At 68.4% G+C, this 6,000-nt stretch carries 6 protein-coding genes and 1 pseudogene; 4 read left to right on the top strand and 3 right to left on the bottom strand.

The genetic code is table 11. The annotated features are described in order from the left end of the window. A pseudogene (locus VG296_RS18685) lies at positions 1-337 on the bottom strand (serine protease); the annotation flags it as partial. 548 nt (positions 338-885) lie between these two features. Between VG296_RS18685 and VG296_RS18680 the strand changes: the two are divergent. Together VG296_RS18680 and VG296_RS18675 are read left to right on the top strand one after the other, a co-directional pair. Then, a complete protein-coding gene (locus tag VG296_RS18680; protein WP_325567267.1) occupies positions 886-1,347 on the top strand; it encodes a cupin domain-containing protein in 462 nt (153 codons plus the stop codon). Between the two features lie 342 nt (positions 1,348-1,689). After that, positions 1,690-3,159, top strand: a complete 1,470-nt coding sequence (locus VG296_RS18675; protein ID WP_325567265.1) for a DHA2 family efflux MFS transporter permease subunit — start codon at positions 1,690-1,692, stop codon at positions 3,157-3,159. On the opposite strand, the gene VG296_RS18670 is transcribed toward VG296_RS18675, so the two are convergent. Then, positions 3,145-3,408, bottom strand: coding sequence for a hypothetical protein (locus tag VG296_RS18670; protein WP_325567264.1), 264 nt, complete (start codon positions 3,406-3,408; stop codon positions 3,145-3,147). The genes VG296_RS18675 and VG296_RS18670 overlap by 15 nt on opposite strands. Before the next feature lie 38 nt (positions 3,409-3,446). Here VG296_RS18670 and VG296_RS18665 point away from each other — a divergent pair, with 38 nt between their 5' ends. After that, positions 3,447-4,271, top strand: a complete 825-nt coding sequence (locus VG296_RS18665) for a hypothetical protein (RefSeq protein ID WP_325567261.1) — start codon at positions 3,447-3,449, stop codon at positions 4,269-4,271. A 78-nt stretch (positions 4,272-4,349) separates the two neighbouring features. Here VG296_RS18665 and VG296_RS18660 read toward each other — a convergent pair whose 3' ends face one another. Then, positions 4,350-4,517, bottom strand: a complete 168-nt coding sequence (locus VG296_RS18660) for a hypothetical protein (protein ID WP_325567259.1) — start codon at positions 4,515-4,517, stop codon at positions 4,350-4,352. A gap of 329 nt (positions 4,518-4,846) precedes the next feature. On the opposite strand from VG296_RS18660, the gene VG296_RS18655 reads away from it, so the two are divergent. Further along, positions 4,847-5,902 (top strand): phospholipase D-like domain-containing protein, encoded by a 1,056-nt coding sequence (locus VG296_RS18655; RefSeq protein ID WP_325567257.1) that lies wholly within the window; start codon positions 4,847-4,849, stop codon positions 5,900-5,902. Positions 5,903-6,000 lie beyond the last annotated feature (98 nt).

The following is a 6,000-nucleotide window of genomic DNA, read 5'->3' as shown; positions in this document are numbered from 1 at the left end:
GCGAGATGATGTCCGCGTCCGGCGCCATGCCGTGTGCGGCCTCCACGTCGAGCGTGTTCTCGACCATGGCGGAGAAGGCATCGGCCGGTGTCACGGCCGGCGAGCCGTCCGGGGTGGGGACCACGTTGAGCTGGCCGGGGCGCAGTGTTCGCGTACCCACTCGCGTCGACCAAGTGTTCACGTCCTGTTCCAGGGTGTCCATGGCGGGCGTGACCACCGCGACGGTCTGTCCCGCACCTGTCGCGGTTGGACTGTCCAGGCCGTACGCCTGCCGCAGCTGGGTGGGCGTATATCCGCACGGGGCCAGCGACGGCGTCCGGCCGTCCACCGCGGGCACGCCGGTGGCCGGCTTCTCTCCCCAGTATCGCGAGCACGTCGACGAAGCTGACGTGGCTGACGAAGAGTCGGACGCTATGTTCGGCAAGGACACGCCGCCCAGCTTGGCCGGACGGTAGACGCCCGTGCCGACCGAACGTGACCAAGGGCGCGGCGGCGAACCCGACCAACTCGAGGGCGCCGGACCACGGCAGGGAGATCCGGGTCAACGCCTTCCACCCCGGCGTGACCCTCAGCAGCGAGGTCCCTGCGCGGCGCGCTGGCCGAGGGAGTCCCGCCGCAGGGTTGGTTCGCCGACCACGTCGCCATGGGCCGATCGGGCGAACCGGCCGAGGTCGCCGCCGTCATCGCCTTCCTGGCCGGTCCCGACGCCGTATATCTCAACGGCGTGCACACCCCCGCCCTGCCTAGGTTCTCAACTAACCGTTTAGAAAACTCTCACTCACGAGAGTCCACTTGCACGAAGCGCGTCGCGAGCGTACTCTCTCGAGAGTCAACTCTCACGAAGCAAGCCAACTTTCCCGACAACTCTCGATGGAGGCGTCTGACATGGCACAGGTTTCGGTGGTCGGACCGGACGACGGTGAGTCGATCCAGCTCGGCCCGACGCGGATGCGGATCCTGGAGGACGGTTCGACGACCGGACACCGGCTCGGCATGGGTGAGATCACCCTCGCCCCGCACACCGACGGCCCGCCCCAACACCGCCACGCCCGGCACGACGAGGGCTTCTACGTCGTGTCCGGCGCCGCACGCTTCACCGTCGGCGACACGGTTTACGACGCCCCGGCCGGGACCTTGGTGATGGTCCCGCCGGGAGCACCGCACACCTTCGCCAACCCGACCGACGGCGTCACGGTGCTGCTCAACACGTTCACCCCGGACCTGTACGTCAACTACTTCCGCGACCTGCGCGACATGATCGCCGACGGCCGACCGCTGACCGACGAGGCCACGATTCAGGCCATGAGCCACTACGCCACCGAACCGGCCACCGACTACGACGTCTGACGTCGTCGCATTGCTTCCTGACATACAACGAAATACACATCATCACCACCGCCACATACTCCGTCGACCTGGCCGGGATCGGCCCGGTCGAGGTGTCCGTCGCCGAACTACGGGTTCGCTACCGGGCAGCCCTTCCTGCTCCAGCCTCATCCAGCTCAATCGGATACCGATCCCCGAATCAGGCCCCGAAGCGGCGGCTAGGTGGAGCACCGAATACAGCGCCGAGACGGACGTCCCGTCGCCGTCGATGTGGGCGGTGTTGCGGGACGCGCGCACCGGAACCCGGCGGACCGCACCGACTGTCCCGAGTCTCAGTCCCTTCCCATGCCCAGGAGCGCATCGATGATCGAGCACGTCTCCCCGATCGCCCCCGTCGCGGCGCCGCCAAGGCCGCGGCGGCGTACGCCCTCGCTGAGCCAGAAGGTCAGCGTCAGCGTCGTGTTCGTGGCGGCGATGTTCATGAACATCATGGACATCACCATCGTCAACGTCGCCCTGCCTGCGATCGGCCGTCAGTTCGGCGTCGCGGAGGCTTCGCTGGACGCGGTGGCCACCGGCTATCTCGTCAGCCTGGCCGTATTCATCCCCGCCGCCGGCTACCTGGGCGACCGCTTCGGCTCGAAACGCATCCTGCTGCTCGCCGTCGGCCTGTTCACCGCCGCGTCAGTACTCTGCGGCCTGGCCGGAAACCTGGGCGAACTCGTGGCGTTCCGGGTGCTGCAGGGCGCGGGCAGCGGCATGATGACGCCGGTCGGCATGGCCATGCTCTACCGCGCGTTCCCGCCGCACGAGCGGCTGCGCGCCTCATCCATCCTGACCGTCCCCACCGCGGTCGCCCCGGCGCTCGGCCCGGTACTCGGCGGCGCGCTGGTCACCAGCCTGTCCTGGCGCTGGGTGTTCTTCGTCAACCTGTTCATAGGCATCGCCGCCTTCGGCTTCGGCCTGTTCTTCCTCGCCGAACAGCGCGAACCGCGGCCCGGCCGCTTCGACCTGGCCGGATTCGTACTGTCCGGCACGGGATTCGCCGCGGTGATGTACGGCGTGAGTCAGGGCCCGGGTATCGGCTGGACGCACCCGCAGATCACCGTCAGCATCGCGGCAGGCTCGGCGGTCCTGGCACTGCTCGTACGCGTCGAACTGCGCTCCAGCAACCCGCTGCTACGGCTGCGCCTGCTCGGCAACCGGCTTTTCCGCTCCACGAGCACGGCGATGGCCGTCGCCACCGCCGCGTTCCTCGGCGCGCTGTTCGTCATCCCGCTCTTCTTCCAACTCGGTCTCGGGCTGACCGCACTGCAATCCGGGCTCAACACCCTGCCAGAGGCACTCGGCGTGATGCTCGGCGCCCAGTTGGGCTCCCGCGTCCTCTACCGCCGCCTCGGCCCGCGCCGGCTGATCATCCTCGGTCTGACCGGCCTGGCCGGCAATCTCGCGCTGATGGCGCTGATCAGCTCACGCACCGAGTTGTGGTGGATGCGGGTGCTGATGCTCGGGATGGGTCTGGCGATGGGCCAGATCGTCGTCTCCACTCAGGCGGCGACGTTCGCCACCGTCTCCCCGACGGATACCGGCCACGCCTCCTCACTGTTCTCCATGACCCGCCAGCTCGGCAGCGCCACCGGCATCGCCCTGCTCGCGACCGTATTCACGGCCGTCGGCACCACACGCCAGGTCGCCGGTCACGCCGTGCCGAACCTGACCGGCTATCACACCGCGCTCCTCATCGCCGCGCTGCTTGCCGTGCTCGCCATCGTGCCCGCACTGACCGTCAGAGACAGCGACGCCGCAAGCACCGTGGTCTCACACAGCCCGTGAGGAGAGATGGTCTCCGGTCTCGCGCGGCGACTCAGACTTGGATCGCGCCTCGCTCGGCGCCAGCCGGCGCAGCAGCGCGGGAGTCATCTTCCGGTAAGCCGCGGGATTGACCGGGTTCAACCAATGGGCGGCTCGAATCGAGGCGGCGATGTTGAGGTCGAGGTCGCCGAGCACCTGATCGACGTTGTGCATCGAGAACGGGATGATCTTGGTGCCGCGGCAGTGGTGCGTGTCCGTGGCCTCGTCCATGAACGCCAGCTGGTCGATGACCGCGCGACGCCAGCCGCGTGGCCGAGGCCGCTGCCCGGCTGGCGTCCGACGCGGTCGTCGTGATCGGTCCCGATCACTTCCACGCGAACTTCTACGACCAGATGCCGCCGCTCGTCCTCGGCGTCGAACAGGCCGTCGGATTCGGCGACTTCGGCAGCCGCTCGGGGCCGCTGCCGGTGGACACGCGGCTGGCCTGGTCGGTGCGTGACGCGCTCGCGGCGGCCGGATTCGACCTGTCGCTGTCCTACTCCCTCACCCTCGACCACGGAGTCACGCAGAGCTATGAGATGGTCTGCGGCGGACGCCCGGTGCCGCTCGTGCCGCTGATCGTCAACACCGCCGCCCCGCCGCTGCCCGGCGTGCCGCGCTGCGTTCAGCTCGGCAGGGCGCTCGGCGAGGCCATCCGCGGCGCCGACTCCCCCGGGCGCGTGCTCGTCGTGGCCAGCGGCGGGCTCTCGCACTGGCTGCCGTCCAACGACCCGCGCGACCCGGCGGTGCACGGCGAACGACGGCAGGCGGTCATCCACGGGCGCGCGAACCTCCGGGCCTTCGCCGCGGCACGCGAACCCAGGGTCCGCGCCATGGGCGGCGATCCGAACGCCCACGTCAACTCCGCCTGGGACACCTGGTTCCTCAAGCAGTTGGCCGCCGTGGACCTCGCGCCGGTGGCCGCGTTGGGGGACGAAGGGCTCGAACGACAAGCCGGTAGCGGCGGACACGAGATACGGACCTGGCTCATCGGGCAGGCCGCCGTGGACAGGCCGTTCGTCTGGACCAGCTACGAGCCGGTCCCCGAGTGGATCACCGGCATGGGCATCGGCACGACCTTCGAAGTGGACTGATGCCGCGCCGCGGGACTACGCACGATCCGACGACGGCGCCCGCAGCTTGACGAACACCGCGCCACACCTGCCCTGCGATCACCGGCGGTGCGAGTACCAGCCGGTGCCGACGCCGAGCAGGTGCAGCGCGAGGCAGCAGAGTCCGGCGTACATCAGACTCGTGGGATCGAACCAGACGTTGGTCGTGGTCCCGCTGCCGTGGATGAAGAACGCGATGCCGAAGAGAACTGCGGCTATGACACCCATTACGGTGACTCCTTCGTGTCGAGGCGTTGCAGGGTACGGACACCGCCGCATGCCCCAGCCACTGACTTTCATGCACTGATCCGCTCGGCGGCCGTCGATCCGCCGATGGAACAAGCGTGCGTTCTTCGCGTTTAGCCTGCGCCGGACCGAGCACACAGAGCGCGGGCCGCGCGCAGCACGCGGCGGCCGGCGACGGTGAAGGTAAGGGATCGATCATGGCGCGCTCGCGGCGTACGACCCGCGCGAAGAGCACGAGGAAATCGGTCAGGCGGCCGCGCAGCAACCGCAGTCGTCGGAACCGCGGCCGGAGGTCGAGCAATGGGTTCATCGTGCTCGTGCTGGCGGCGGCAGTCTTCGGCGGCTATGCCTATCTGCACAGCCACGGCGGCAAGCTCGACCTGAACGGCGGCGGTGGCGGAACCGGCGGGTCCAGCACGTCCGGCACCGGATCCGGTTCCGAACCCGGCTCCGGCTCCGAGGCCGCGGGCGGCACGGCCTTCGTCTTCACGACCGGCACCACCGTCGAACCGCTGATCTACCAGTTCATCGACTCGGCCCGCTCCAGCATCGACATGACGATGTACGAGCTCAGCGACGCGTCCGCCATCAATGATCTGATAGCGCGGAAGAAGGCGGGCGTGGACGTCCGGGTGGTCCTGGACCAGACCGAGAAGTCGACCAACGAGTCCGCGTACGCAAAGCTCACGTCCGCGGGCATCGGCGTCACCTGGTCGTCCACCGCGTTCCAGTACACGCACCAGAAGACCCTCACCGTGGACGATCACAAGTCGCTGATCCTCACCGGGAATCTGACCTCGAACTACTACTCGGAGACCCGTGACTACGGCGACCTCGACTCGGACGCGAACGACGTCAAGGCGATCGTCGGGGTCTTCGATGCGGACTACGCGCACAAGCCGATCACGCCGAGCGACGCGGACGACCTGCTCTGGTCGCCCACGACCGCCCAGTCTCATGTTCTGTCGATCATCGACGGCGCGCACAAGACCCTGGACGTCGAGGGCGAGGAGTTCAACGACTCGGCCGTGGTCGACGCGGTCGCCGCCAAGGCCAGGGCGGGCGTGGCGGTGCGCGTCGTGGTCGAATCGCCATCGCAGTACGCTTCCGCGATCGCCAAAGTGGTCGAGGCGGGCGGCAAGGTCGTCGGGTATTCGTCCACGAAAGGCCTTTACATCCACGCCAAGGCCGTGATCGCCGACGCGGGTCCCTCCGACAGGGCCGTCGAGCTCGGTTCGATGAACTACACCGCCAACTCGTTGACCCGGAACCGCGAGTTGGGCATCGTCCTGCACGACGCCCCCGACTGCGGCCTGATCGAGCGTCAGTTCGCGGCGGACTTCGCCGGAGGCACACCGCAATCCTGACCGACGCGTGGTCGGGTTGCCTCCGGCACACCTGGACCCCCGCGTATTCACTGGAAGTAGTGAGTTTCCGCTTGGAGTGGCCGGCTGGGGGAAGGTCC

Source organism: Actinospica sp., from assembly GCF_035552695.1.
Classification (GTDB): domain Bacteria; phylum Actinomycetota; class Actinomycetes; order Streptomycetales; family Catenulisporaceae; genus Actinospica.
Note: the sequence above shows the minus strand (reverse complement) of the source record. Positions and strands in the feature narration are given on the sequence as shown.